Annotated in this window: 19 protein-coding genes, 1 tRNA gene and 1 pseudogene; 7 read left to right on the top strand and 14 right to left on the bottom strand. The window is 73.0% G+C overall.

Annotation, left to right across the window (positions count from 1 at the left end):
- The first annotated feature begins 209 nt into the window (after positions 1–209).
- Positions 210–1,052 (top strand): YceI family protein, encoded by an 843-nt coding sequence (locus ACO1BR_RS36650; RefSeq protein ID WP_426799438.1) that lies wholly within the window; start codon positions 210–212, stop codon positions 1,050–1,052.
- A 174-nt stretch (positions 1,053–1,226) separates the two neighbouring features.
- Here ACO1BR_RS36650 and ACO1BR_RS36645 read toward each other — a convergent pair whose 3' ends face one another.
- Positions 1,227–1,778 (bottom strand): helix-turn-helix domain-containing protein, encoded by a 552-nt coding sequence (locus ACO1BR_RS36645; protein ID WP_426799437.1) that lies wholly within the window; start codon positions 1,776–1,778, stop codon positions 1,227–1,229.
- A gap of 64 nt (positions 1,779–1,842) precedes the next feature.
- On the opposite strand from ACO1BR_RS36645, the gene ACO1BR_RS36640 reads away from it, so the two are divergent.
- On the top strand, positions 1,843–2,709 hold the full coding sequence (locus ACO1BR_RS36640; protein ID WP_426799436.1) for an alpha/beta fold hydrolase: 867 nt from the start codon (positions 1,843–1,845) through the stop codon (positions 2,707–2,709).
- Between the two features lie 95 nt (positions 2,710–2,804).
- Positions 2,805–3,464 carry a DUF1707 SHOCT-like domain-containing protein gene (locus ACO1BR_RS36635; RefSeq protein WP_426799435.1) on the top strand — a complete coding sequence of 220 codons (660 nt, stop codon included), beginning with the start codon at positions 2,805–2,807 and terminating at the stop codon, positions 3,462–3,464.
- 54 nt (positions 3,465–3,518) lie between these two features.
- Here the strand turns inward: ACO1BR_RS36635 and ACO1BR_RS36630 are convergent, their stop codons facing one another.
- Complete coding sequence (locus tag ACO1BR_RS36630; RefSeq protein WP_426799434.1) at positions 3,519–4,346, bottom strand: TrmB family transcriptional regulator; 828 nt, start codon at positions 4,344–4,346, stop codon at positions 3,519–3,521.
- A 469-nt stretch (positions 4,347–4,815) separates the two neighbouring features.
- Here ACO1BR_RS36630 and ACO1BR_RS36625 point away from each other — a divergent pair, with 469 nt between their 5' ends.
- Positions 4,816–6,063 (top strand): S53 family peptidase, encoded by a 1,248-nt coding sequence (locus tag ACO1BR_RS36625; RefSeq protein ID WP_426799458.1) that lies wholly within the window; start codon positions 4,816–4,818, stop codon positions 6,061–6,063.
- Positions 6,064–6,218: 155 nt separating this feature from the next.
- On the top strand, positions 6,219–6,401 hold the full coding sequence (locus ACO1BR_RS36620; protein WP_426799433.1) for a hypothetical protein: 183 nt from the start codon (positions 6,219–6,221) through the stop codon (positions 6,399–6,401).
- A gap of 30 nt (positions 6,402–6,431) precedes the next feature.
- Here the strand turns inward: ACO1BR_RS36620 and ACO1BR_RS36615 are convergent, their stop codons facing one another.
- The 7 genes from ACO1BR_RS36615 to ACO1BR_RS36585 form a co-directional block, all read right to left on the bottom strand.
- Complete coding sequence (locus ACO1BR_RS36615; protein ID WP_426799432.1) at positions 6,432–7,844, bottom strand: M14 family zinc carboxypeptidase; 1,413 nt, start codon at positions 7,842–7,844, stop codon at positions 6,432–6,434.
- 305 nt (positions 7,845–8,149) lie between these two features.
- Positions 8,150–8,938, bottom strand: coding sequence for a TetR/AcrR family transcriptional regulator (locus tag ACO1BR_RS36610; protein WP_426799431.1), 789 nt, complete (start codon positions 8,936–8,938; stop codon positions 8,150–8,152).
- A 38-nt stretch (positions 8,939–8,976) separates the two neighbouring features.
- Positions 8,977–10,554, bottom strand: coding sequence for an MFS transporter (locus ACO1BR_RS36605; RefSeq protein WP_426799430.1), 1,578 nt, complete (start codon positions 10,552–10,554; stop codon positions 8,977–8,979).
- A 173-nt stretch (positions 10,555–10,727) separates the two neighbouring features.
- Positions 10,728–13,118, bottom strand: coding sequence for an ArnT family glycosyltransferase (locus ACO1BR_RS36600; protein WP_426799429.1), 2,391 nt, complete (start codon positions 13,116–13,118; stop codon positions 10,728–10,730).
- A 92-nt stretch (positions 13,119–13,210) separates the two neighbouring features.
- Entirely contained in the window at positions 13,211–14,572 is a 1,362-nt protein-coding gene (locus tag ACO1BR_RS36595) for a glycosyltransferase (RefSeq protein WP_426799428.1), read from the bottom strand.
- Between the two features lie 207 nt (positions 14,573–14,779).
- Positions 14,780–16,336 (bottom strand): HAMP domain-containing sensor histidine kinase, encoded by a 1,557-nt coding sequence (locus tag ACO1BR_RS36590; protein WP_426799427.1) that lies wholly within the window; start codon positions 16,334–16,336, stop codon positions 14,780–14,782.
- A gap of 236 nt (positions 16,337–16,572) precedes the next feature.
- Positions 16,573–17,367, bottom strand: a complete 795-nt coding sequence (locus ACO1BR_RS36585) for a response regulator transcription factor (RefSeq protein ID WP_426799426.1) — start codon at positions 17,365–17,367, stop codon at positions 16,573–16,575.
- Between the two features lie 295 nt (positions 17,368–17,662).
- On the opposite strand from ACO1BR_RS36585, the gene ACO1BR_RS36580 reads away from it, so the two are divergent.
- Positions 17,663–18,196, top strand: coding sequence for an NADPH-dependent FMN reductase (locus ACO1BR_RS36580; protein ID WP_426799425.1), 534 nt, complete (start codon positions 17,663–17,665; stop codon positions 18,194–18,196).
- A 55-nt stretch (positions 18,197–18,251) separates the two neighbouring features.
- On the opposite strand, the gene ACO1BR_RS36575 is transcribed toward ACO1BR_RS36580, so the two are convergent.
- On the bottom strand, positions 18,252–19,268 hold the full coding sequence (locus ACO1BR_RS36575; RefSeq protein WP_426799424.1) for a DUF2797 domain-containing protein: 1,017 nt from the start codon (positions 19,266–19,268) through the stop codon (positions 18,252–18,254).
- 70 nt (positions 19,269–19,338) lie between these two features.
- A complete protein-coding gene (locus ACO1BR_RS36570) occupies positions 19,339–20,358 on the bottom strand; it encodes a GlxA family transcriptional regulator (protein WP_426799423.1) in 1,020 nt (339 codons plus the stop codon).
- Between the two features lie 72 nt (positions 20,359–20,430).
- On the opposite strand from ACO1BR_RS36570, the gene ACO1BR_RS36565 reads away from it, so the two are divergent.
- Positions 20,431–21,228 carry an NAD(P)H-dependent oxidoreductase gene (locus ACO1BR_RS36565; protein WP_426799422.1) on the top strand — a complete coding sequence of 266 codons (798 nt, stop codon included), beginning with the start codon at positions 20,431–20,433 and terminating at the stop codon, positions 21,226–21,228.
- A gap of 102 nt (positions 21,229–21,330) precedes the next feature.
- Here the strand turns inward: ACO1BR_RS36565 and ACO1BR_RS36560 are convergent.
- The 3 genes and pseudogenes from ACO1BR_RS36560 to ACO1BR_RS36550 all read right to left on the bottom strand — a co-directional run.
- A tRNA-Met gene (locus ACO1BR_RS36560) sits at positions 21,331–21,404 on the bottom strand.
- A 295-nt stretch (positions 21,405–21,699) separates the two neighbouring features.
- Complete coding sequence (locus ACO1BR_RS36555; RefSeq protein ID WP_426799421.1) at positions 21,700–22,926, bottom strand: cytochrome P450; 1,227 nt, start codon at positions 22,924–22,926, stop codon at positions 21,700–21,702.
- A gap of 190 nt (positions 22,927–23,116) precedes the next feature.
- Positions 23,117–23,385 (bottom strand): annotated as a pseudogene (locus tag ACO1BR_RS36550) (DUF4097 family beta strand repeat-containing protein); the annotation flags it as partial.

The raw sequence follows: 23,385 nt of genomic DNA, 5'->3' as shown, positions 1-23,385 counted from the left end.
CCCCGGCCCGGACCCCAGGGCTCCGGCCGGCGGCGCTGCGCACAGGCAGGGGACGGCCTGCACGCCGCCGGCCGGGGCCCGACAAGGACGGGGCCGGCCAGGGCCCGGCACCACACGTACCAGGGCCCTGCGGAGCCCGGCACTCCCCCACGCTCCCGGCTTCGCCCGGCGGGCAGGGGAACCCCATCAGGCAACAAACGGGAGAGGCAATGACTTCGACGGGCGCGGGAGCTGCGGGAGTACGGGCGCAGGTCCGCACACGGGACGGCTGGGCGGTACAGCACGCCGTACTGACCGTCACCGACATGACAGGCGCGCAGGTGCTGCGCGCGACCGCCGACGAGGAGGGCCGGATCCGCAGCGGGGAGCCGCTGGCTGCCGGCCCGTACACGGTCATCGTGACGGCCGTCGGCTACGCACCGGTCGCCTCCAGCGCGATCGTGACGGCGAGCGGCCGGATGGACGTCGGCACCGTCGTCCTGGCCCGCCAGGGCGGGGCCGAACTGCCGCCGCCCGGCCCCTGGACCATCGACCCCATGCACTCCACGGTGGGCGCGGTCGCCCAGCACCTGGGCATCTCCAGCGTGCACGGCCGCTTCACCGAGTTCAGCGGCCGGATAGACATCGCCCAGGACATCGAGAAGTCCCGCGTCGAGGCCGTGATCAAGGCCGCGTCCATCGACACCGGCAACGGCATGCGCGACGGCCACCTGCGCAACGAGGACTTCCTCAACGTCGACGTCTACCCCGAGATCACCTACCGCAGCACCGGTCTGGAACCCGCCGGCCCGGACCGCTGGACCGTCCACGGCGACCTCGCCCTGCACGGCGTCGTCCGCCCCGTGGACCTCGGCCTCAGCTACCTGGGCACCGGCCCCGACCCGTGGGGCGGCGTCCGTGCCGCGTTCCGCGCCACCGCCGAACTGCGCCGCGAGGACTTCAAGATGAACTACAACCAGGTCGTCGCCGCCGGTATCGCCGCCATCGGCACCACCCTCAAGGTCGAACTCGACATCCAGGCGGTCCAGGGCGAGACCCTGCCCATGGGCTGAGGACCGCACGGCGCGCGCCCGCGCGCGACCCGGTCGTGCCGGAGTCGTAGACGGCCCCGCGCGCTCATGACGCGGCCCCGTCGTTCCGCTGCCCACGCGACCGGCAGCAGCAAAACGGCGGGGCCGCGTCCGTCTGCCGGGAGCCGGGCCGGGCCGTGGCCCCTCGGGCAGCCCCTACGGCCGCTCCTCGTCGGGGGTCGTCGGCCCGGCCGGGAAGAGGATCGGGCTGAGGAGGTACGGGGCCCGGCCCGGCTCCGGGCGGTTGGCGAGCCGGGGCGCCAGCACATTGAGCAACTCGCAGCTCAGCTCCGTGAGTTCGTCCGGAGTGAGCCAGAACGTGCCCTGGCGGTACGAGACGCCGTCGGTGGTCGGCTCGGCGCCGTCGCGGTCGAGGTAGGCGTTGAACTCCGCGATCAGCACCGCCATGGCGGAGGCGAATCCCCGGCGGTGGTCGTCCGGCGACATCGCGGCCGCCGCGCCGGCGTCGACGACCGGCCGGTCCTGGCGCAGCCGGTAGTGCCGCTCGACGGCGCCGCGCACCCGCTGCTCCTCGGCCACCTCCAGGAAGCGCGCCTCGGTCAGCAGGGCGACATGCCGGTACATGGTCACCTTCGACACCTCGGGCATCCGCGCGCACAGCTCGGAGGTGGTCAGCACCCGGCCGCCGGAGAGCGCGTGCACCACGCGCAGGCGTACCGGGTGGAGAAGCAGCTCGATGGTGTCCATAGAGCTACTGTTTCACATGCGATACCGTTATCTAAATTGAAAACGTTGGCTGCGGGAGGGGAACATGCGCCAGGAAACGGGGCGGGCGGTGCCGGTGAACGGGCGGTCCGTCCATGTCGAGGAGTCCGGCACCGGGCCGGACCGGGTGGTCTTCGAAGCGGGCCAGGGCCTGGGCCGCACCTGCTGGGACGCGGTGCTGCCGCTGCTGGCGGACCGGGCCCGGCTAGTGGCCTACGACCGGGCCGGCTTCGGCCGCAGCGGCCGGATCACAGCCGAGCTGGGCATCGACGACATGGCCGCGGACCTGGCCGCGATGACCGAGGCGGTCGTCCCCGGCCGGTTCGTGCTCGTCGCGCACAGCATGGGCGGGCTGGTCGCGCGCCGCGCGGCACAGCGCCTGGGGCCGCGGCTGCGCGGGCTGCTGCTGCTCGATCCGACACCGGAGAGCGCGCCCGTCTACGACACCTTCGACCGCACCGCCGTGAAGGTCGACCGCGCGCTGAGCGTGACGCAGGGGCTGGTGCGGTTCCGCCCGCTGGCCCGCGTGGTCAGCGCGAACGTCCGCCGCGCCTTCCCGGCGGACACCTACGCGGCCATGCTCACCGAGGACTTCGTCCCGGCGGGCATCGCCCAGACGCGGCGGGAGTTCCGGGCCGTGGCCGCGGACCTCCCCCGGCTCCGCGCCGAACCGCCCGCCCTCCCGGCATGCCCGACGGTCCTGCTCTCGGCGTCCCGCCCCGCGAAGGGCCGGGCGCCGCAGCACGCCATCCTCGCCGAGCACCAGCGGCGGTGGGCGGAGACGCTGCCCGACGGGCGGTTCGAGGAGGTCGACTCGGGTCACCTCGTCCAGGCCGAGGTGCCGGAAGCCGTCGCGGCCGGGGTCCGGCAGCTCCTCGACCGGACCGCGGACCGGCCCGCCCCACCGGCCTGACGGCCCCCCCACCGCGCGACGGAGGAGGGCCGACCGGCCTCTCCTCAACTGACCCGCACCGCCCACCGCCCAGATCAGCGAGGTGAGTTCGCACCATGGACATCGCACAACCCCCTCAGCCCGCGCCCGGACCTCCCCTCGCGCGCAGCGCCCCTCCAGCCGACGCGGCGCTGCGCGCCTCCGACGCCGACCGCGACAGGGCCGCGGACGTCCTGCGCGCCGCCACGGCCGACGGCCGGGTCTCCACCGGCGAACTGGACGAACGGCTGGAAATGGTCTACCGCGCCCGCTCCAAGGGTGACCTGGCCACCGCCGTACAGGACGTGCAGCCCGTTCCGTGGTCGGTCCGCACACCGGCGGCGACCAGGGACGTGGGCGTCCTCGGCGATGTCGTCCGCGACGGACGCTGGCTGGTGGGCGAGGAGTACCGCGCCGCCGCGGTCATCGGCTCCGGAGTGATCGATCTCCGCGCGGCCCGGTTCACCGGTCCGGAAACGACCCTGCACGTCAACGCGTGGATCGGCACCGTCCACATCGTCGTCCCCGAAGGCGTGGAGGTACACGTCGCGGGGACCGGCGTCGTGGGCGGGTTCACCCAGGACCGCGACGGCACCGGCCTCCCGGCGACGCACCGGATCACCGTCACCGGCATCGCCGTCTGCGGCAGCGTCCATGTCGTCCACGAGCTCCCGCCGGCCGTGGAGCGCCGTGTGCACAGGCGCGCGCGGAAGGGTACCGGCAGCGGAGGCCGGTGATCCGCGGTGCCGGTGCCGCCCGCGTACCGGCGGCCCCGGACAACCGCCCGGGCATCAGGAGTTCAGGGCCTCGATCGGTTCCGGGACCGTGGCCGCGCTCTCCCAGACCGTCAGGAAGGCCAGCCGCAGGCAGGCGGCGAGGGCCGAGTGCTCGATGACCAGGGCGGTGGTGGAGCCGGCGCCGGCCACTGGGTCGGGCATGTCGCACAGGACCACCGACGCGTCGGCGATGACCAGTTTGAGGGGGAGGTCCGCCGTGAAGCGGGCCTCCTCGCCGGCCTGCCCGAAGCTGCGGACGTTCGCGAGCATGCCGGCGTCCTCCAGGGCGCCGGAGGTGTAGATGGCGCGGACGGTGCCGCCGCCGCGGTGCAGCCTGCGCGCGGCCTTGATGCCCTCGGCGTTCTCCGCCGGGGCGACGAACGGCGGCTTGCAGAAGGACAGCAGCTCGTGCCGGGCCTGCCGCTGGATGTCGGCGAAGCGCTCGGCGATGACCACCGGATCGCGCAGGATCTCGACGTAGTCGAGCGGGTCGGTGTGCCCGCGGCCGTCGGACCACAGCGGCTGGAGCGTGGCGGCCAGGACGCCGGAGGCGCGCTCCAGCCGCTCCAGGGACTCGCGTTGCAGGGCCATCAACCGGGTCATGGCGAGTTCGGGGGCGACGGCCGAGTAGGTCGCCACCCGCCCGGTGTGTGCGTTCGCCAGCCGGCGCCGGACCAGCGCGTCCAGCACGTCGTAGACCCGCTGGCGCGGTACGTCCGCCTCGCGGGCGACCTCCGCCGCCGTGTACGACTCGCGCCGGACCAGCGCGAGGTAGACCCGCGCCTCGTACCGGGCCAGGCCGAGCGCGACGAGGTTGCCGACCGCGTCTTCTTCCAAATCCATGACAGCACAAGGTATATGCCTCCGGCCCCCGCGGATGGACCCCGGGGCGGCTCTCCGTTCACAGACCATGGAAAGCCTTTGCCGTACTTCGGTAGCCCTTTGACGTTCTGTTCACTACTTTCCTAGGAAGCCACCACTGACCGGGGTGGCATCACCGAGATCACGCGACCCCCACGATCACGCGGTCACGGGATCACCGAGAGCACGTGTGCGACTCGTCCTCGGCAGTACGGGATGGGCGGGCGGCCGGATCGGCGGACGGACGGATGGACGGAGCGGCGGGGCATTTCGTGCGTAACGGCATGACATGTCCTTGACATCCGCTTTCCCCTCCCGGCCTTCCGGCGTCCTCCGCCCTCCACCCCCGCCCGGCGTTTCCCCAACTCCGGGCTGCCGTCCCCCCCTTCCCCCCACGGAGGTCATTCCCTTGCGTTCCGAGCGAACGAACAGAGCAGACCGCGCGAAAGGGCTGGCCCGCCGCGGCGTGCCCGCCCTCCTCTCGGCGGCGACGCTCGTCGTCGGCGGCCTGATCGCCGCCGGCCCGGCCGGCGCCGCCCCGGCCCCCGCGGCACCGGCGACCCACGCGACCCCCACCGCGTCGGCCACCGTCCCCACCCACCGGCTGTGCGCGCAGCCCGCGCACCCCGGCTACATGGCCTGCAACGCGGTGGCCCGTACGGACGTCAAGCAGCAGCTGTCCCTCAAGCGGAACGCCGCGCCGTCCGGCCTCGGCCCCGCCGACCTCCAGAGCGCGTACAACCTGCCCAAGACCGGCGGCAGCGGACAGACCGTCGCCATCGTCGACGCGAACGACGACCCCAACGCCGAGAAGGACCTGGCCGCCTACCGCAAGCAGTACGGCCTGCCCGAGTGCACCACCGCCAACGGGTGCTTCAAGAAGGTCGACCAGGACGGCGGCAGCAACTACCCGGCCCCGGACGCGGGTTGGGCCGGCGAGATATCCCTCGACGTGGACATGGTGAGCGCGGCCTGCCCGTCGTGCCACATCCTGCTGGTCGAGGCGAAGAGCGCGAACATGGACGACCTGGGAGCCGCCGTGAACCGCGCGGTCACCATGGGCGCCAAGTACGTCTCCAACAGCTACGGCGGCCCCGAGGACGCCACCGACACCACCTCCGACGACAAGTACTTCAAGCACCCGGGCGTCGCGATCACCGTCAGCTCCGGTGACAGCGGCTACGGCGTCGAGTACCCGGCGGCGTCGCAGTACGTCACCGCGGTCGGCGGCACCTCGCTCAAGAAGGGCGGCAGCGCCGCACGCGGCTGGACCGAGTCGGTCTGGGGCACCAACGCGGGCGGCGAGGGAGCCGGCTCCGGCTGCTCCCAGTACGACGCCAAGCCGTCCTGGCAGAAGGACACCGGCTGCAACAAGCGCACCGTCGCGGACGTCGCCGCGGTCGCCGACCCGGCCACCGGCCTCGCGGTCTACGACACCTACCAGTCCAAGGGCTGGAACGTGTACGGCGGCACCAGCGCCTCGTCCCCGTTCATCGCCGGTGTCTACGCCCTCGCCGGCGCCCCGGGCTCGGGCGACACCCCGGCCTCGTACCCCTACTCCCACGCCTCGGCCCTGAACGACGTCACGTCCGGCGCCAACGGCACCTGCTCGCCGTCGTACCTCTGCACCGCGGGCAAGGGCTACGACGGCCCGACCGGCCTCGGCACCCCGAACGGCGTCGCGGCCTTCAAGAAGTAGGCCGCACCGCCGTCTCACCGACCGTCGCAGCCCGGCAACCACCCCACGGAGCCGGCCTGCGACACCCACCAGTGGGCCCGGACCGCACCCGACGGTCCGGGCCCACTGTCCGCATCGGCCGGCGATGACGCCCGTTGTGGAGAGGAGGAACACGGATGGTTGGGCAGTGCGCCCCGGGGGCCGCCGGGACGGCCGAGCGGGAACCCGTACCGCGGGAGGGCTGCGACGTGTGCCAGGCCCTGCACCGGCAGCGCGAGTCGGCCCGGCGTGCGGGGCACCCCCGCACCGTCCGCAGCCGGAACGCGGAGATCGCCGCCCACCCTCACGAGGGAGGGTGAGCGGTCGGTCCGCGACCCGGTGTCGGCGCCTCAGCGCCCCTGGGCCGTTGCCTTCGTCGCCTTGTACGGCGCCGCGGCCTGCTGCGCCGCGTAGACGAGCGCGGGCTTCATCTTCGGCCAGAAGTAGCTGTCCTGGCAGGAGAACGCCGGGGTGAACCCGGAGCAGCCACGGCCGTCGCTGTCGCCTATCTCGATGGTGAAGCTGGCCAGTCCCAGCTTGTCGTACGTCCAGTCGTCGGTGCCGCCGGACGCGTCGTAGAGGATCTCGCCGGCCTGCCCGGACTGGTAGTTGGTGAGCTTGCCGAGATGGCCGGCGATGGCGCGCAGCGGGGCGTCGTTGCCGGTGTGGATGGTGTGGTCGGCCTCCCAGGGGAGCAGGACCATGCTCGCGTCGCTGTGCAGGCTGATCATCATGCCCTTGGCGGTGGCCGGCGCCGGGTCGCCGTCGCCGGTGCCCGTGCGCACCGCCGGGTACAGCTTGCGGAACAGGCCCTCCAGCGCGGTGTTCTCCGGTTCGGAGTCGGCGGCGGGGCCGAGGTAGATCTCGCTGCAGGGCTCCTTGGAGGTGCCCAGGCCGCCCCAGTGGGTGCCCGCGTTGCGGTTGAGGTCCACACCGGTCTGGCCGTCCCCGCTGCAGCCGCCGCCCTGGGCGTCATCGGCGTTCTTGCGCTGGAGGATGGGGTTGTCGCCGCCCTGGGCGACGATGTCAACGCCGTCCGGGTTGGCTATCGGGACCACCCACATCTCGGTGGAGTCCATCAGCGCGGTGATGTCGGGGTCCTTGCCGTAGTCGTTGGTCAGGGTGTCGATCCAGCGCCAGGAGGTCTCCCCCGTGGTCAGCTCCCGCGCGTGGATCTGGCTCATCAGGAAGAACCGCGGCTTGGTGGAGTTGGGGTCGAGCTTGCAGTCGTCCCCCTTCATCTTGGTGATGCAGACGGCCTTGAGATCGTGGCCGCCGCGGCCCTTCTGCTTGAGCCAGGACTGGCCGTAGGTGACGACCTTGGCCATGTCCGGGTGCTGTGCGGCGACTTGGTCGAGGTGCGCGTAGTGCGCGTCGACGGTGCGGTAGCCGCCGTCGTAGGTGTCTCCGGCGCCGCCGCTCGCGCGGGCCGCGCCCGGCCGTTGGGCAAGCGGCTTGTGCAGGGTCTCGACGGCCGTGGGGGCGAAGCCGAGCCGGCGCAGCCCGGCCGCCGTCGACGGGTCGCCCATGACGAACAGGTCGTCGCCCTGGCGCCGTTCGATCAGGTCGAATCCGGCGGAGATCAGCTTCTGCGCGTCCCGCCGGTCGTGCGTGGGGACGCGGTAGACGACGACGGTGTGCTCACCGGACGCGCCGGCTTTCTGCGGCGCACCGGCGTGGGCGGACGGGGACAGCGGGGACAGGGCCGTGAGCGCCGCGACCAGCGCCGCCGCAGCCGTGGTCAGGAGGGTCTTCCGGGGCATGCCATGGCCTTCCGTGGGGGGTGAGGGGCATCGGCACGCGGGCGCGACGCGGCCTTCGCCGGCCTCGCCCGCGGCGGCTCCCGGAAAGCCGGACATACGGCGCTCCGGACGCCTTGGCTGATGCCATTGGGCCAATCGGAGGCATGATGCCCATGTGCATGCCCGGTGGGAAGGGGAGTTCCCGGACATCCTTGGTGAAGAAGTCGCCATATTCAGCGGGGAGTTGGACAGCTGCGGACGCGGCGCCGCCGTCCGCTCACCCTAGGTGGCCCGCGCCGGGCGTCCACTGGGCGCCCGCGGGGCGTTCAGTCCCGCGTACGGGGTCCGTCGCGGTCCGCCCGCATGGCGTCGATGCCGGCGATCTGGAGGTCGAGGGCGAAACCGAAGTCGCGGTCGAGCATGTCCCGGGCGCTGTCGCCGCGTCGGGCGTAGCCGGCGCGGGCGGAGAGTTCCAGGGTCTCGGCGAACTCGGGGCGGTCGGAGAGGGCGGCGACGACCTGGCCGAAGTAGTCGTCGAGGCTGATGCCGGCGGCGCGGCAGCGGGCCTCGTGCAGGGCGCGGATGGTCGAGAAGCCGTAGACGAAGTGGAAGATGGACGCGAGGGCGCCGGAGGTCTGGTCGGGGTCCAGGCCGCTGCGCGCCATCACCCGGAGGGTGGCGTTGGAGAAGGCCGTGGAGTGCGGGCCGATGTTGATGAACTCGCCGAGCAGCCGGGCCGCCCAGGGGTGGCGCAGCAGGATGTCGCGGTAGGCGGTGGCGAGGACGCGGAGCTGGTCGCGCCAGTCGGCGGTGTCCTCGGACTCGTCGGGCAGGGTCATCTCGCCGGCTACCGCGTCCACCGCCAGTTCGAGGAGGTCGTCCTTGGTGTCCACGTACCAGTAGACGGACATGGCGGTGACGCCGAGTTCGGCGGCGAGGCGACGCATCGAGAACTTCGCCAGGCCCTCCGCGTCCAGCAGCCGGACCGTCGCCGCGACGATCTTGTCGAGGTCGAGTCCGGCCGGCTGGTCCGCTTTCCGCTTGACCGGGGGGCGCTCGGTCAGCCAGACGCTGCGCGGCCGTTTTCCGGCGCGGCCGTCCGTCGCTGCTGCCATGGCGCCCCTCCTCGGTTCGTGCGGTGGTGTCCTCGATGCTAATCCGCCGGCGCCACGGCGGGGTCGGGGCCGCCCGGCGCCGCCGGAGCGGGCTGATCCGCGGACCGCGGCTCCTGCCCGGCCCGTTCCGCGCGCCGCAGCAGGACCGCGGCGACCAGGCCGCCGAGGCAGACGGCCGCCGCGCCGACCAGTTGGCTGGTGCCGATGCCGGTCGCGAAGGCGTGGTGGACGGCGGTGCGCTCGGCGGCCGTGTGCGTACGGGCGAGGGCCGCCGGGAGGGAGCCCGCGCCGGCGGCGACCACCGGGAGCAGCGCGACGAAGCGGGAGTTGAGGACCGCGCCGAGGACGGCGACGCCGAGGCCCGTGCCGAACTCCATCAGGGTGCCGTTCACACCGGCGCCGACGCCGGCCTTGGCCGGCGGGATCGCGGACATGATGGCGTTGGCCATCGTCGGCATGGCGATCGCGACGCCGATGCCCATGACGATCAGGCCGAAGAGCATGCCGCCGTAGCTGTCGCCGCCGAGGAGGGAGATCGCGGTGAGGCCGGCGGCCAGCAGGGTCATCCCGGAGACGATCATTCCGGGGGTGCCGAAGCGGGGTGCCAGGCGGGCGCCGAGACCGGTGAAGTTGATCAGTACGACGGTGAGCGCGAGCGGCGCCATCCGCAGCCCGGCGTCCAACGGGCCGTACCCGAGCACCAGTTGCAGATGCTGGGTGAGCAGGAACATCGAGCCGCCCATGCCGAAGGCGACCAGGATGCCGCCGGAGACGGCACCGATGAAGCGGCGGTTGCGGAAGAAGTGCATGTCCAGCATCGGATGCGGTACGCGCAGCTCCCAGAGGGCGAAGAGGGCCAGTCCGACGACGCCGATCGCGGCGGAGAGCAGCACGCGGGACGACAGCCAGCCGGTCACCGGGCCCGAGATGATCGCGTAGACCACCCCGACCATGCCGATCATGGACAGCAGCGCGCCCAGCAGGTCAGGGCGTTCGCCGCCGCGGCTCTTGGACTCGGGGACGAGGGTGACGACGGCGGCCAGGGCTATCGCCGCGACCGGGAGGTTGACGAGGAAGAGCGAGCCCCACCAGAAGTGGTCGAGCAGCGAGCCGCCGATCAGGGGGCCGGCGGCGAAGCCGAGCGAGTTGACCGAGCCCCAGATGCCGATGGCCTTGGGGCGCTCCGCGTCGTCGAAGATCTGCATGACGACGGCGAGGGTGGTGGTCATCAGCAGTGCGCCGCCGATACCCATACCGGCGCGGGCGGCGATCAGTTGGCCGGGCGTGTGGGCGAGGGTGGCGCCGAGCGAGGCGGCGCCGAACAGCACCAGGCCGGTGGCGAGCATCCTCTTGCGGCCGTAGCGGTCGGCGGAGTTGCCGGCGGTCAGCAGCAGGCCGGACTGGACCAGGGAATACGCGTTGATCATCCACTGGACGTCGGCGGTGGTCGCGCCCAGTTCCTCGGTCAGGGAGGGGACGGCGACGTTCAGGACGGTGTTGTCGAGGACGACGGTGAGCTGGGCGACGCAGATGACGGCCAGGATCAGCCAGCGGCTGGCGACCCTGCCGGGTGGCTGGAGTGCGGTGGTGGTGGCATCGGGGGCCACGGCGGGCATACGAGCTCCCTGTACGGTGCGAGCGGATGCCTTACACCGTACAGGGAGCCTTATACGCCGTACATTTGTTTTCGGTCGGGCAAGAGGAGCCGTGCGGGAGGGGACTGTCCCCGCGCGGCTCCTTCCTCCCTACGGCTTCCGGGCCTTCGCCGGCCCGGTGCCTTGCGCCGGCCCTACGCCTTCTTCTGCGTCAGGTCGTAGAAGGTGGCGCCGCCCACGGTGACCTTCTTGAAGGTCTTCTCGATCCAGGCGCTGATCTTGGACGAGGGACCCTGGCCGCCGCCGGGACCGCCGGGGAAGCCGCCGCCCCGCCCGCCCTTGCCCGTCCGTCCGCCGCCGGAGCCGTCCCGCCCACCGGCGATGAAGTAGTGGATCTTCCCTTCCGCGACATACCGCTGGAACTGGGCGAGGGTCGGCGACGGGTCGCTCCCGTTGAAGCCGCCGATCGCCATCACCGGCTTCTGGGTGGCGAGTTGGTAGCTCGCGGCGTTCTGGGAGCCGACGGCCGCGGCGGCCCAGGTGTAGTGGTCCGCGTCCTGCTCCACCAGGCGCTTGGCCGGGGCGCTCACCGTGGCGCCGTTGAGCAGACCGCCCATCCCGGCCATCCCGCCCATCCCGCCCTTCCCGCCGAGGCGCTCGGCGAGGGCGCCGCCCGGCTGCCCGGGGAAGCCGCGGCCGGCGCCGCCCGGTGCGGGGAAGCCGCCCGGCGCATGCCCGTTGCCGCCCCGCTGCATGGTCGTCCGGCCGCCGCCGGCCCCCTGGCCTCGGGGACCGCCGCCGAAGCCGCGGCCGCCCTGGACGGCCGGACCGGCGACGACGATCGAGCCGCCCTTGGGGGTGTTGACGGTGTTCAGCGTGTACGCGAGCGGGCCGGCCAGCGCCGTCGCCACCCCGAGCCCGGCCGCCACCGCCGCGAGCCGCCGCCGCTGCCCCGCGGCAGGACGGGCAGCGGCCCCGGCCGCGGCGTCCGCGGCCGCACCGCCCTCGGCGTCCGGTGCACCGCCGTCAACCCCGGCCGGCGAGCGCCGCGTTCCGCTCCCCGCCGCCAGCAGCAGACCGAGCGCCGCCAGCAGGCCGAGCACCAGCACGGTCCAGCGCAGCCACGGCAGCCACTGCGGCGACCGGTCCAGCAGGACGTACGACCAGGCCGCGGTCACCCCGGCCACCACGGCGAGCACGATCCTGCCCAGCCAGCCGCCGTGCCGCCAGACGAACACCGACCCCATACCGACCAGCGCCGCGATATAGGGCGACAGCGCGATGTTGTAGTACTGGTGGAAGATGCCGGACATGAAGCTGAAGATCGTGAACGTCATCAGCATCGCGCCGCCCCACACCAGGAACTCCGTGCGCTGCGCGGCCCGTTCGGCGGCCACCGCACGCCGCGCCCGCCACAGCACGCACACCGCCACGACCAGCAGGATCAGCGCGGCGGGCAGCAGCCAGGAGATCTGCCCGCCCATGTCGGAGGAGAACAGCCGGGTGATGCCGGTCTGGCCCCAGCCGCCACCGCCGCCCGGACCACCGTGACCGCCACCGTGCCCGCCGCCGTGACCGCCGACGCTGCCCCGCTCGTTCCCGCTGATCCGCCCGAAGCCGTTGTAGCCGAACGTCAGCTCCAGGAAGCTGTTGGTCTGCGAACCGCCCACATACGGGCGCGCGGACGCCGGCAGCAACTCGACGACCGCCACCCACCAGCCGGCGGACAGCACGATCGCCAGTCCGGCCAGCAGCAGCTGCCCCAGCCGCCTGCGCAGCGCGACCGGCGCGCAGCAGACGTAGACCAGGGCCATCGCCGGCAGGATCAGCCACGCCTGGAGGGTCTTGGTGAGGAAGCCCAGCCCGAAGCAGACGCCGGCCAGCACCAGCCACTTCGTCCGGCCCTCCTCCAGGGCGCGCAGCACGCACGCCACGGCGCAGACCATCACGAGGCAGAGCATCGCGTCCGGGTTGTTGAAGCGGAACATCATCGCGGCGACCGGGGTGATCGCCAGCGCGCCCGCCGACAGCAGACCGGCCGCCGCGCCGAACCGGCGCCGCACGGTCGCGTAGAGCAGGCCGACCGTCGTCACGCCCATCAGCGCCTCGGGCACCAGGACCGCCCAGGAGCTGAGCCCGAAGAGCCGTACGGACAGCGCCATCGGCCAGAGCGAGGCCGGCGGCTTGTCGACGGTGATGGAGTTCGCCGCGTCCGACGACCCGAAGAAGAACGCCTTCCAGCTCTCGCTGCCGGCCTGTACGGCGGCCGAGTAGAACTGGTTGGCGTACCGCGACGCCGAGAGGTCCCAGAGGTAGAGCGCGGCGGTGACCACCAGCAGCGCCAGCAGCGCGGGCCGGGCCCAGCGGGGGTCCTCCGGCCGTCCCCGCACGATCCGCTCCGGCAGTCCGCGCAGCCCGCTCCGGGGTTCATACGTACGGAGCCGCACAGATCCCTCCGCGGGCTCTCCGGGCCGGCCGGGCTGACCGGCCTCTCCTGCGGACTGGTCGGGCTGCCCGACTCCCGTTCCCCGCACGGCTTCCCGTGCGGACCGGTCGGGGCCGGTGGCGGACGCCTCCGGGGTCATCGCTCTCTCCTGTGGTGTCGCCGGCGGTGCGGTCGGGCCCGTGTGCGGCGGCTGATCCGGCGCACCGGGCGTACTGGACGGACGGGGGGTCATCAAGCGCTCCGTGAAAGGTCGTTGCGGTCCTGCGCGCCGGACGGCGCGGGCTCCGGGCGGTCGTCGGCCGGCCCGGAGCCCTGGGCGGCCGGGCCGCCCGCCGCCTCCCGCCGCTCGCGCTCGGGGAACACCCAGGCGCGGAAGAGCAGGAACCGCAGCACCGTCGCGGCGAGGTTGGCGGCCACCAGCACCGTCAGCTCGCTGGTGTGCGAGGGGCTGCCGGTGGCGGAGTCCAGGGCCGCCAGCGAGCCGCTGGTCAGCACCAGGCCGATGGCGAAGACCACCAGCCCCTGCGCCTGATGGCGCACCGCCCGGTCCCGCCCGCGCACCCCGAACGTCAGTCGGCGGTTGGCCGCCGTGTTGCCGAGAGCGGACACCAGCAGGGCGCCGGCGTTGGCGACCTGGGGGCCCACCCCGAGCCGGAAGAGGGAGTAGAGGCCGAGGTAGAGCAGCGTGCTGAGCGCCCCGACGACGCAGAACCCGACGAGCTGCCGCGCCAGCCCGCCCGGCACCCCGGGCAGCTGCCGGTCCCGCGGATCGTCGCCGAACGGCCGGGCCAGCCGGTCCAGCGGCAGCGCCCCGGTCGCCAGCGCCCGCCCCACCCGCCAGACGCCCTTGAGGTCGTCGGTCGCCGTCCGCACGATGTGCACGGTGCTGTCGGGGTCGTCGACCCAGTCCACCGGCACCTCGTGGATCCGCAGCCCGGCCCGCTCGGCGAGCACCAGCATCTCGGTGTCGAAGAACCACCCGGTGTCCTCGACCATCGGCAGCAGCCGGCCGGCGACATCGCCGCGGATGGCCTTGAAACCGCACTGCGCGTCGGAGAACCGGGCAGCCAGCGAGCCGCGCAGGATCAGGTTGTAGGTCCGCGAGATGAACTCCCGCTTCGGCCCGCGCACCACCCGCGCGCTGCGGCTGAGCCGGGAGCCGATCGCCAGGTCCGAGTGCCCGGAGATCAGCGGTGCGACCAGCGGCAGCAGCGCGTTGAGGTCGGTGGAGAGATCGACGTCCATGTAGGCCAGCACCGGCGCCTCGGACAGCGACCACACGGTGCGCAGCGCCCGGCCGCGGCCCTTCTGCTCCAGCCGGACCGCGGTGACGTTGTCCATCGTGTCGTCGAGCCGGGCGGCGATCTCGGGCGTGCGATCGGTGCTCGCGTTGTCGGCGATGGTGATCCGGAACCCGTAGGGGAAGGTCCGTACGAGGTGGTCGTGCAGGCGGCGCACGCACGGTTCGAGGTCGTTCTCCTCGTTGTAGACGGGTATCACGACATCGAGGACCGTCTCGATCTGGCCCAGTCGCAGATGCTCACGTGGTGGCAGGGAACCCAGCGGCGTCTGGGTCGGCGGTGGCGTCGTCATACCGACGACGGTCGCCAACCGCCCTGTCATGCCGGTGTGCTGAACCTGTGGGTGGGCTATGAGTCGGGGGCAGAGGGCGGTGGCGATAGACGGGCGCGCCGCGACACGTCGAGAAGTGCGCCGCGACACGTGATGGGCCGGCCCTACCTGCGAAAACGCGGGCGAGCGGAGGCTCTTGAGGGCAGCAGGGGCTACGGGCCGAGCCGCCTACGGGCGGGCCGTCGGCAGCGTCACCGTGAAGACCGTCCGCCCCGGGACGCTCTGCACGCTGACCGTCCCCCGGTGTGCGGCGACCACCGCCTGCACGATGGCCAGCCCCAGCCCCGTGCTCCCGGCCGCCCGCGAACGGGACGCGTCCCCGCGCGCGAACCGCTCGAAGACCCGCGGCAGCAGCGCCTGAGGGATCCCGGGCCCGTCGTCCTCCACCTCCAACTGGACGAACCCGGCCCCGAAGGCCCCGTACGCTCCGAAGGCCCCGCGCTCCTCGGGGCCCACGCCGTGTGCCGGGGCCCCGAGGTCCGCACCCGCTCCGCGCACCCGGCCCCGCACCCGTGCCGTGACCGTCGTCCCCTCCGGCGTGTGCGTACGGGCGTTGGCCAGCAGGTTGACCAGGATCTGGTGCAGCCGGCCCGCGTCACCGTGGACCAGTGCGGGCTCGTCGGGCAGCTCCAGCCGCCAGCGGTGATCGGGCCCGGCCGCCCTGGCATCGCTCACCGCGTCCACCACCAGCGGCAAGAGATCGGTGCTCTCGTACGAGAGCGGGCGCCCGGAGTCGAGCCGGGCGAGCAGCAGCAGATCCTCCACCAGCCCCGTCATCCGCTCCGCCTCGGACTCGATCCGCCCCAGCGCATGCCGGGTCTCCGGCCCCGGCCGCTCCTTGCCGCGCCGGGTCAGCTCGGCATAGCCCCGTATCGACGCCAGCGGCGTACGCAGCTCATGGCTGGCGTCGGCGACGAACTGCCGCACCCGCATCTCGCTCTCCTGCCGCACCGAGAGCGCCGAACCGACATGCCCCAGCATCCGGTTCAGCGCCGCCCCGACCTGGCCGACCTCCGTACGCGCATCCGCCTCGGCCGCCGGGACCCGGACGTGCAGCGCCACCTCGCCCTGGTGGAGCGGGAGTTCGGACACCCGCGTCGCCGTGGCGGCCACCCGCTTCAGTGGCCGCAGCGCGAACCCGACCATGACGGAGCCCGCGATCCCGGCCGCCGCCAGTCCGGCCACCGTCACAAAGCCCTCGATCCGCACCAGCCGGTCGACCGTCCCGTCGACCTCACCGGTCGGCAGCCCGAGCACCAACTGGCCGTCCTTGGCGGACTCCACCCGGTAGTGCCCGAGGCCGGGCAGGTGGACGCCGTGCGGCGCACCGTCCCGGGGCACCGCGTTCAGCGCCGCGACCTGGCCCCCGCTCAGCGCGTCCAGCCGCTCCGACGGCAGCCGGCTCGTCGAGCGGTTCAGCAGCGCCCCGGCCCCGATCGCCCCGTCCGGCCCGACCCGCGCGCCCACCGCACCGAAGGGCTGGCCTCCCATGGCGACGAAATCCAGCCCGTCGTCATGCAGGGGGCCAAGCGGATGCGGCTCCGCCGCCCGCTTGACCGACTCCCACAGCTGCCGGTCCAACTGCCCCTGCATGTACTGGTGCAGCGCGATCGTCGTCACGGCCCCGATCACGGTTCCCACCACCGCGATCAGCGCCACCGCCGACACCACGAGCCGCGTCCGCAACGTCCAGCGCCGTCGCGAGAGGGAGGCGACCAGCGGCAAACGGGCAAACCGCGAGGCCCTGACACGACCGCCCCCGGACCGACCGCGCCCGGACCGACCGGGCGCGGACCGACCAGACGCGGACGGACCGGCCCCCGACGAGCCCCCGGCCACACCGGCAGGCCCGACCGCCTCATCCGTCCCGGAGGTTCCCGAGACACCCGAGACATCCGAGGCCCCCGACGTCCCCGACACCCCCGTGATCACCCGACCGCTCACGACGCGCAACCCGCCACCTACCCCACCGGCTTGATCAGATAGCCCGCACCCCGCCGGGTGTGGATCATCGGCTCCCGCCCGGCGTCGATCTTCCGCCGCAGGTACGAGATGTACAGCTCGACGACGTTGGCCTGGCCCCCGAAGTCATAGCTCCACACCCGGTCCAGAATCTGCGTCTTGCTCAGCACCCGCCGCGGATTGCGCATCAGATAGCGCAGCAACTCGAATTCGGTCGCCGTCAGATGGATGTCCTGACCGTCCCGCCAGACCTCGTGGCTGTCCTCGTCCAGCACCAGATCGCCCACCGTCAGCAGCGACTCGCTGCGTGCGGTGGTCGCCCCGGCCCGGCGCAGCAGCCCGCGCAGCCTGGCCACCACCTCCTCCAAGCTGAACGGCTTGGTGACATAGTCGTCGCCGCCCGCCGTCAACCCGGCGATCCGGTCCTCGACCGCGTCCTTGGCGGTGAGGAACAGGACCGGTACGTCCGGCAGTTCACGCCGCAGCCGGCCGAGCACCGTCAGCCCGTCCATGTCCGGCAGCATCACATCGAGCAGCACCGCATCCGGCCGCCAGCTGCGGGCGCACCGCAGCGCACCCGCGCCGTCCCCCTCGGACCGGATGTCCCAGCCCTCGTACCGCAGGGCCAGCGACAGCAGATCCGCGAGCGAGGACTCGTCGTCGACGACCAGCACCCGCACCGGGCTGCCGTCCGCCCGCAGCAGCTCCGGCTGCTTCCCCGGCACCCCCCTGGAGGACGAGCCGGAGGCCGGCGCACGGTAGGACGCTGAGGACGACGACGAAGTCAGGGTCATGGCCTGGAGCCTGGCCCGCCCCTCTGAGAGCTCCCTTGCCGGTTTCTGTGAATCTCCTGAGAATCCCCCCTGCCGAAGGTCAAGAACCCATCGCCCGCACCGGGCGCCACCCCGTCATGGCGGACCTGGGCCGCCCCCCGCGCGGCCCGGGCCGATCACCACTTCCCCAGCATCGCACCCACCACTGACAATCCTCCTGACCTGTACTTTCCCGCCTCCGGCCGCCCCCCAACCGCACCGTCGCCGTACGGAACCCCGCCCAGGTCCCGCACTCCGCACCGCGTACCGTCGCCCCATGCATCTCCTGGCCCTCTCCGGCAGCCTGCGCGCCCGCTCGTCCAACGGAGCCGTGCTGCGCTCCGCCCTCGACCTCGTCGACGGCCCCACCGCCACCGCGGACATCGGCGCGCTCCCGCACTTCAACCCCGACCTGGACGGCGAAGGCGCCACACCCCCGCCCCCGGTCGCCGCCCTGCGCACCGCCGTCGCGAGCGCCGACGCCCTGCTCATCGTCAGCCCGGAGTACGCGCACGGCGTCCCCGGTGTCCTCAAGAACGCCCTCGACTGGCTGGTCAGCAGCGGCGAATGCGTCGACAAGCCGGTCGCCGTGATCACCGCCTCGCCGTTCCCCACCGGCGGCGACCACGCCAACGCCCAACTCCGCGAGACCCTGCGCTTGATGACGGCACAGGTCGTCACCGCCGCCTGCCGCGAGATCCCCGCCATCGGGCCCAAGATCGACCCCGCCACCGAGCGCGTCAGCGACGAGCCCACCCTCGCCGACCTCCGCACCGCCCTGAGCCACCTGTCCGCGGCCACCACGGCCTGACCCGGGCCGCCGGGAACCGCACCGCCCGGCCTCCAGGACCCCTCAGAAAACCCGCTCAGAACAACCCCTCCTGTCCCCCTTCCCCCTCGTCTCTCCCCGCCCCCCTCGCCGCCGGCCGCACCGGCACCGTCGTCACCGGCCCCCGCGCCGCCCCCAGCACCCACCCCGCCAGCAACCGCGCATCCAGCACCGCGACCACCCCGCCCGTCCCGGAGCCGCCCCGCCCGGCGCCGTCACCCGCACCAGGCCCCTCCGCCCCGGTCTCCCCGGCCGCCCCGCCCTCCCCCGCCAACCGCAGATACACATCCGCCCCCACACCGGCCACCACTTCCGCCACGATCTCCGCCCCCGCCGTCAGCCCACCCAGCTCCACGACGCCGCCCGCCGGAATCCGCTCCAGCCCGAACAGCTCCGTGTGGTCCCCGCAGGCGAACTCCACCGGCTCCAGCGTCTCCGGCCAGCCCGCCAACCGCCGTGCCGCACGGTGCAGTTGTGCCAGCTCACCGGCCCGCTCCGGCAGCGGCGGCAGGGCCCCGCGCGCCGCCCGCTTCGCCTCCTTCGCGAACCGGTCGGGCACCCCCAGCGCGCTCCCCAGCAGCGCCTCCGCCCGCCGCGCCGCCATCAGCGGCCCGCGCCCCAGCCAGGCGTACGCCACCGCGCCCTGCTCCACCAGCCGCGCCGTCCCGCGCTCCGCGGCCGTGATCCCCACCTTCAGCAGGCCCGGCCCGAAGTACGCCAGATAGACGCCGTACGGGCGCGGATCGTCCGCCATGGTGTCCGCCGCCACCGAACGCGACCGGTCCAGCCGCGCGCACCGCGGGCACTGGTCCTTCGCCGCCGCCCCGTCGATCCCCGCCCCGTACGGGCACACGATCCACCGCCCGCCGCGCCGCACCCCCAGGCAGCGCCGCTCCCCCAGCGCCGCGAACGCCAGCGCCTTCCCCGCCGGCAGCAGGCTCTCCCGCTCCTCCCCCCGCTCCGCGCAGTACCACCCGAGCCGCTGGCCGAACGGCCCCTCCGGCCCGGCCCCCGGCCCGCTGCCCGACCACCGCGGCCCCGTACATCGCCACACACCGTCAGCGTACGACCGCCCACCGACAACGCCCCGGCCCCACCACTCCCACCCACCCCGCACCCCGGCCCTACACCCCCACCCCCCGGAACGTGCTGCGGTAGGCCCGCGGGGAGACCCCCAGCGCCGTGTGCAGATGCTGCCGCAGCGAGGCCGCCGTCCCGAACCCCGTCTCCGCCGCGATCCGGTCCACCGTCAGGTCCGTCTCCTCCAGCAACTGCCGGGCCCGCTCGATCCGTTGCCGGGTCAGCCACTGGAGCGGCGAGACCCCCACCTCCTCCCGGAACCGCCGGGTGAAGGTCCGTACACTCATCGCCTCCCGCGCCGCCAGCTCCCGCAGGCTCAGCGGCCGGTCCAGGTGCTCCAGCGCCCAGGCCCGCGCCACGCTCGTCGAGGACAGCTGCGGCTCCGGCACCGGCCGGTGTATGTACTGCGCCTGCCCGCCCTCCCGGTGCGGCGGTACGACCGTCCGCCGCGCGACGTCGTTGGCCACCGCCGCCCCGTGGTCGCGGCGCACCATGTGCAGACACAGATCGACGCCCGAGGCGACCCCGGCCGCCGTCAGCACATCGCCCTCGTCCGTGTACAGCACGTCCGGATCCAGCTCGACGGCCGGGAACATCCGCCGGAAGTCGTCCGCCGACCCCCAGTGCGTCGTGGCCCGCCGCCCGTCCAGCAGCCCCGCGGCGGCCAGGACGAACGCCCCCGTGCAGACCGACGCGATCCGCGTCCCCGGCCGGATCCTCGCCAGCGCCGCGGCCATCCCCGGACTCAGCCGGCCCTCCCGCTGCTCGCCGTCGTAGTCCTCCCCGGAAGCCGGCACCACCACCGTGTCCGCGTCGTCCAGCGCCTCCGGCCCGTGCGCCACATGCACCGTGAAGTCGGTGTCCGTAGGCAGCTCCCCGGGCTCCGGCGTGCACGTCACCAGCTCGTACAGCGGCTCCCCCGCCGCCGACCTGGCCTGCCCGAAGATCCGGTGCACGATCCCGACCTCCATCGGCAGCATCCCCGGTCGCACCAGAACCGCCACCCGGTGCCGCCGCACCCCCGCCGTATCACCCACGCCAACCATGGCCCGCCCCCTCCCCATGGCCCGATCCTGGCACATGCTGGCCGTCCGGCCACTCGTCTCTCCGCCCGGCCTCCCCGGAAGGTGGACGCCATGAAGGTCCTCTGGCTGTTCGCCCACCCCGACCACCGTTCCCTCAGCGGCTCCCTCAAGGCGGAGGGGCTGCGCACCCTCGAAGCCCACGGCCACCAGCACCGGGTCTCCGACCTCTACGCCATGAAATGGAACCCGCTCGTCGACGCCGCCGACTACGGCACCCACGACCCGGCCGACCGCCTCCGCATCACCGACGCGTCCGAACGCGCCCACGCCGCGGGCAGGTTGAGCCCGGACATCGTCGCCGAACAGGAGAAGGTCACCTGGGCCGACACCCTCGTCGTCCAGTTCCCCCTCTGGTGGTACGGGATGCCCGCCATCCTCAAGGGCTGGTTCGACCGCGTCTTCATCAAGGGCTTCGCCTTCGGCCTCACCGACCCCGCCACCGGCCGCTCCCGCCGTTACGGCGACGGCCCTCTGACCGGCAAGCGCGCCATGGTCGTCGTCACCGCCGGCGCCCGCGCCGCCACCCTCGGCCCCCGGGGCGTCAGCGGCGACCTCAACGACCTCCTCTTCCCCCTTCAGCACGGCACCTTCTGGTACACCGGCATGTCCGTCGCCCCGCCCCTGCTGATCCCCAGCGCGGACCGCACCACCCCCGACGCCTACGAAACCGCCGCCACCCGCCTGCGGGACCGCCTGCTCACCCTCCCCACCACGGACCCGCTCCCCTTCCGCCACCAGAACACCGGCGACTACGACGACGACCTGCTCCTGCACCCCCACCTGACCCCGGCGGCCCCCACGGGCCCCGCCGCCCACTACACCGCCCCGCCCCCGCCGGCCCACCCCTGACCCCGGCCCGCCGCACACCCACGCATGCACCACCGCACGCACAAAAAAGCCGCCGCCCCAGCGAACGAGATCGACTCTCATCCACTGGGGCGACGGCATCAGTAGCGGGGACAGGATTTGAACCTGCGACCTCTGGGTTATGAGCCCAGCGAGCTACCGAGCTGCTCCACCCCGCGTCGGTGAACCCAACCTTACGCGACCCCCGCCCCAGCGCCTAATCCATTGCGCCGCCCCCACCTCCGCACCGGATCCGCCCTCACCCACGGCCGTCCTGCCTCGTCGAGGACTCGCGCACCGCCGCCCCGTGATCGGCGTGGTCCCCGGTCGCGGCACCTCGCCACCGCCGAAAAGCGGGCCAACGCCCCCGCCCGGAGAACGGCGGGGGCTTCGACCCGCCGCGCGCTCGGCAGGACCCGAACCTCCTGAAGGTGCGTTCCCGCCCAGGTGAAGCGCTCGGCCGGCGGTTCTCGTCTACCGGGCCGTTTCCTTCCAGGTCACCGGCAGCTCGTGGACGCCGTAGATGTTCATGTCGGTCTTGAGCTTCACCTCGCCGGCGGGGATGGCGAGTTCGAGGGTCGGGAAGCGGCGCAGCAGTCCGGCGAAACCGGCGCGCATCTCGACGCGGGCCAGTTGCTGGCCGAGGCACTGGTGGATGCCGTGGCCGAAGGACAGGTGGCCGCGGGCCCTGCGGTGGACGTCCAGGGTGTCGGGGTGCTCGAAGCGCTCCGGGTCGTGGTTGGCGGCCAGCAGCGAGACAATGACGGTCGATCCCTTGCCGATCGTTTCGCCGCCGAGTTCGATGTCCTCCGTGGCGTACCGGAAGAAGACGTCGCCGACGGACAGATAGCGCAGGAGTTCCTCGACGGCATCGGGCAACAACTCCGGATCGGCGCGCAGTTCGGCCATCTGCTCGGGGTGCTCCAGGAGCGCGAAGGTGCCCAGTGCCAGCATGTTGGCGGTGGTCTCGTGACCCGCGAGCAGCAGCAGGAACGCGATACCGACCAGTTCCTCGATGGTGAGGTCGTCATGGCCCGCCAGGTCGGACAGTATGTCGTCGCCGGGCTCGGCACGTTTGCGCGTGACCAGTTCGGCGAGATAGCCGGTCAGCGCGTCGTACGCGGCCATCTTCTCCTCCAGCGACTGGTCCTTGACCATGATCTGGGCGGAGTTGACCTGGAAGTTCTCCCGGTCCTCGTAGGGCACACCGAGCAGTTCGCAGATCACCAGCGAGGGCACCGGCAGCGCGAACTCCTTGACCAGGTCGACCGGCGGGGCGAGGCGCGCCATCTCGTCCAGCTGCCGCTCGGCGATGTCGCGGATGTGTTCTTCGAGTTGCTTCATGCGCCTGACGGTGAAGGCGCCGGTGAGCTTGCGCCGCAGCCGGGTGTGGTCCGGCGGGTCCATGGCGACGAACAAACCCGGCACCTGCGGCGACGGTTCGGTCATGACGGGCATGCCGGGGGTCTCGTACGGCACGTGGAGAACGCCGATGTCCTGGCGGGAGCTGAACCGGGTGTCGGCCATGAGCTGGCGGACCGCGTCGTAGCCGGTGACGAGCCAGCCCTCGTGACCGTCGGGGAAGACCATCGGGCTGACCGGGCGGGCCTCGCGCAGCCGGCTGATGTCGCGGGGCGGGTCGAAGGGGCCGGCATCGCGCTCCATCGGGAGGCCGTGCGGGGTGGGAACCATGTCACTCATCGGACTTCCTTTCGTGGCGGTTGTTGCTCATGGCGGTTGTTGCTCGTGACGGTTGTTGCGGTCAGGCGACTGCGGGCTACTACGGACGGCGCGGCGCCCCGGCGTAGGCATGACAGATGGCGCCTGGGAGAAGCCCGCCCGTTCGAGGGCCGAAGTGGCTGGGGAGCGGGCGGGTTGGCGGTTTCGGGGCTCAGGGGCGGGCGCGGCGGATGTCGATGTTGCCGTAGCGGGTGCGGGCGTGGACCTTGACGGTGTCCTCGGTCTCCTGCGGGGCCTCGGAGGAGGCGAGCGTGTTGCGTACCTGTCCGTGGTCGGAGCTGACGTCGAGCCAGGCGGCGGTGCCTTCGTGGATGCCGATATCGATGGCGCCGTAGGAGGTCTCCAACTTGGTGGTGCCGCGGGTGAGTTCGGTGACGCGCAGGGTGCCGTGGGCGTTGGTGGCGGTGACGGAGCTTTCGG

The organism is Streptomyces sp. YGL11-2 (assembly GCF_050054615.1).
Lineage (GTDB): Bacteria > Actinomycetota > Actinomycetes > Streptomycetales > Streptomycetaceae > Streptomyces.
Note: the sequence above shows the minus strand (reverse complement) of the source record. Positions and strands in the feature narration are given on the sequence as shown.

Bases quoted from the DNA above. Each gene is read 5' to 3' on its own strand.
- ACO1BR_RS36610 (WP_426799431.1), bottom strand. From the start codon at position 8,938: ATGGCAGCAGCGACGGACGGCCGCGCCGGAAAACGGCCGCGCAGCGTC.
- ACO1BR_RS36600 (WP_426799429.1), bottom strand. From the start codon at position 13,118: ATGACCCCGGAGGCGTCCGCCACCGGCCCCGACCGGTCCGCACGGGAA.
- ACO1BR_RS36640 (WP_426799436.1), top strand. From the start codon at position 1,843: ATGCGCCAGGAAACGGGGCGGGCGGTGCCGGTGAACGGGCGGTCCGTC.
- ACO1BR_RS36620 (WP_426799433.1), top strand. From the start codon at position 6,219: ATGGTTGGGCAGTGCGCCCCGGGGGCCGCCGGGACGGCCGAGCGGGAA.
- ACO1BR_RS36570 (WP_426799423.1), bottom strand. From the start codon at position 20,358: ATGGGGAGGGGGCGGGCCATGGTTGGCGTGGGTGATACGGCGGGGGTG.
- ACO1BR_RS36595 (WP_426799428.1), bottom strand. From the start codon at position 14,572: ATGACGACGCCACCGCCGACCCAGACGCCGCTGGGTTCCCTGCCACCA.
- ACO1BR_RS36580 (WP_426799425.1), top strand. From the start codon at position 17,663: ATGCATCTCCTGGCCCTCTCCGGCAGCCTGCGCGCCCGCTCGTCCAAC.
- ACO1BR_RS36605 (WP_426799430.1), bottom strand. From the start codon at position 10,554: ATGCCCGCCGTGGCCCCCGATGCCACCACCACCGCACTCCAGCCACCC.
- ACO1BR_RS36635 (WP_426799435.1), top strand. From the start codon at position 2,805: ATGGACATCGCACAACCCCCTCAGCCCGCGCCCGGACCTCCCCTCGCG.
- ACO1BR_RS36565 (WP_426799422.1), top strand. From the start codon at position 20,431: ATGAAGGTCCTCTGGCTGTTCGCCCACCCCGACCACCGTTCCCTCAGC.
- ACO1BR_RS36615 (WP_426799432.1), bottom strand. From the start codon at position 7,844: ATGCCCCGGAAGACCCTCCTGACCACGGCTGCGGCGGCGCTGGTCGCG.
- ACO1BR_RS36585 (WP_426799426.1), bottom strand. From the start codon at position 17,367: ATGACCCTGACTTCGTCGTCGTCCTCAGCGTCCTACCGTGCGCCGGCC.
- ACO1BR_RS36555 (WP_426799421.1), bottom strand. From the start codon at position 22,926: ATGAGTGACATGGTTCCCACCCCGCACGGCCTCCCGATGGAGCGCGAT.
- ACO1BR_RS36645 (WP_426799437.1), bottom strand. From the start codon at position 1,778: ATGGACACCATCGAGCTGCTTCTCCACCCGGTACGCCTGCGCGTGGTG.
- ACO1BR_RS36650 (WP_426799438.1), top strand. From the start codon at position 210: ATGACTTCGACGGGCGCGGGAGCTGCGGGAGTACGGGCGCAGGTCCGC.
- ACO1BR_RS36630 (WP_426799434.1), bottom strand. From the start codon at position 4,346: ATGGATTTGGAAGAAGACGCGGTCGGCAACCTCGTCGCGCTCGGCCTG.